Source organism: Streptomyces sp. 8N616, assembly GCF_052246385.1.
Lineage (GTDB): Bacteria > Actinomycetota > Actinomycetes > Streptomycetales > Streptomycetaceae > Streptomyces.
The window spans coordinates 1-1,659 of record NZ_JBQQBY010000090.1 but is presented as its reverse complement, the minus strand read 5'-3'; the positions used below and the strand labels follow the sequence as shown (position 1 = coordinate 1,659).

1 protein-coding gene is annotated in these 1,659 nt (G+C 69.0%); it reads left to right on the top strand.

Going from position 1 to position 1,659, the window contains the following annotated elements:
- Positions 1–1,659: condensation domain-containing protein (locus ACTWQC_RS35735; RefSeq protein WP_443320037.1), on the top strand; the 1,659-nt coding region annotated here is incomplete at both ends.

Genomic DNA, 1,659 nt, shown 5'->3' with positions numbered 1-1,659 from the left:
TGCCCGCCCCGGACTACGGTCCGGAGTGGGTCGGGCGGGCGCCGCGCTCTCCCCGCGAGGAGATCCTGTGCGGCCTGTTCGCCGAAGTCCTCGGCCTGACCGGCATCAGCATCGACGACAGCTTCTTTGCGCTCGGCGGTCATTCGCTGCTGGCGACCCGCCTGGTGAGCCGTATCCGTTCGGTGCTGGACGCCGAGCTGTCCGTACGGCAGCTCTTCGAGACCCCCACCGTCGCCGGACTCGCCACCGCACTCGACGGAGCCACCCAAGCACGGGCCGCCGTGCGGGTGGCGTCACCGCGCCCCGAACGACTTCCGCTCTCCCTCGCACAGCGACGCCTGTGGTTCCTCGACCAGTTCGAGGGGCCCAGTGCCGCGTACCACCTGCCGGTGGCCCTGCGCCTTTCCGGCTCTCTCGACCGTGAGGCGATGGAGCGGGCGATCGCGGATGTGGTGGCGCGGCACGAGAGTCTGCGGACGGTGTTCGCGGAGGACGCCGAGGGCCCGTACCAGCTCGTACTGGACGCGTCCCGTGCCCGGCCCGAGCTGACGGTCATCACGACCGACGCCCGCCACCTCGACGAGGAGCTGAACCGGGCCGCTCGGCGCGAGTTCGACCTGTGTGAGGACCTGCCGCTGCGGGCCGTGCTGTTCGAGCTGGGCGACGACGAGTACGCGCTGCTCATCGTGATCCACCACATCGCAGGCGATGCCTGGTCCATGGGCCCGTTGGCTCGCGATCTCACAGCGGCGTACACGGCACGTACGGTCGGTGAGGCGCCGTCGTGGTCGCCGCTGCCGGTCCAGTACGCGGACTACAGCCTGTGGCAGAGCGAGGTCCTCGGCTCCGACGAGGACCCGGACAGCGAAGTCGCACGCCAACTCGCCTACTGGCAGGCGGAACTGGAGGACCTGCCCCAGGAACTGGTGCTTCCCACCGACCGTTCCAGGCCCGCAGTGGCCTCGTACGAGGGCGATCGCGTGGAATTCGAGATCCCGGCGGCCGTGTACCGGGAACTGACGACCATCGCCCGTGACACCCAGTCCAGCCCGTTCATGGTGTTGCAGGCGGCCCTGGCTGCCTTGCTGACGCGGATGGGTGCGGGGACGGACATTCCCCTCGGCACGCCGATCGCCGGGCGTACGGATGACGCGCTGGACGACCTGATCGGGTTCTTCGTCAACACGCTCGTGCTGCGGACGGACACCTCCGGCGACCCGACCTTCACCGAACTCGTCGACCGCGTTCGTACGCAGAACCTGACGGCGTACGCGCACCAGGATCTGCCGTTCGAGCGGCTGGTCGAGGTGGTCAACCCGGAGCGCTCGCTGTCCCGGCACCCCCTCTTCCAGGTGTTGCTTACCTTCAACAACACCGATCAGGGAGCGGGCGAGGCGATTGCCTCGCTGCCCGGCGTCAGCGTGGCCGAGCAACGGGTCGAGGCCGGCGCGGCGAAGTTCGATCTGTCCTTCCGCTTCGCCGAGCAGCGCGACGAGTCCGGTGGGGTCGCTGCCCTGCACGGTGCCTTGGACTTCAGCACGGATTTGTTCGATCGGGGTACGGCCGTGGCTTTGGTGGCGCGGTTGGTGCGGGTGTTGGAGTGTGTGGTGGCTGATCCGTTGGTGCGGGTCGGTGGGGTGGATGTGTGGGTGGCTGGTG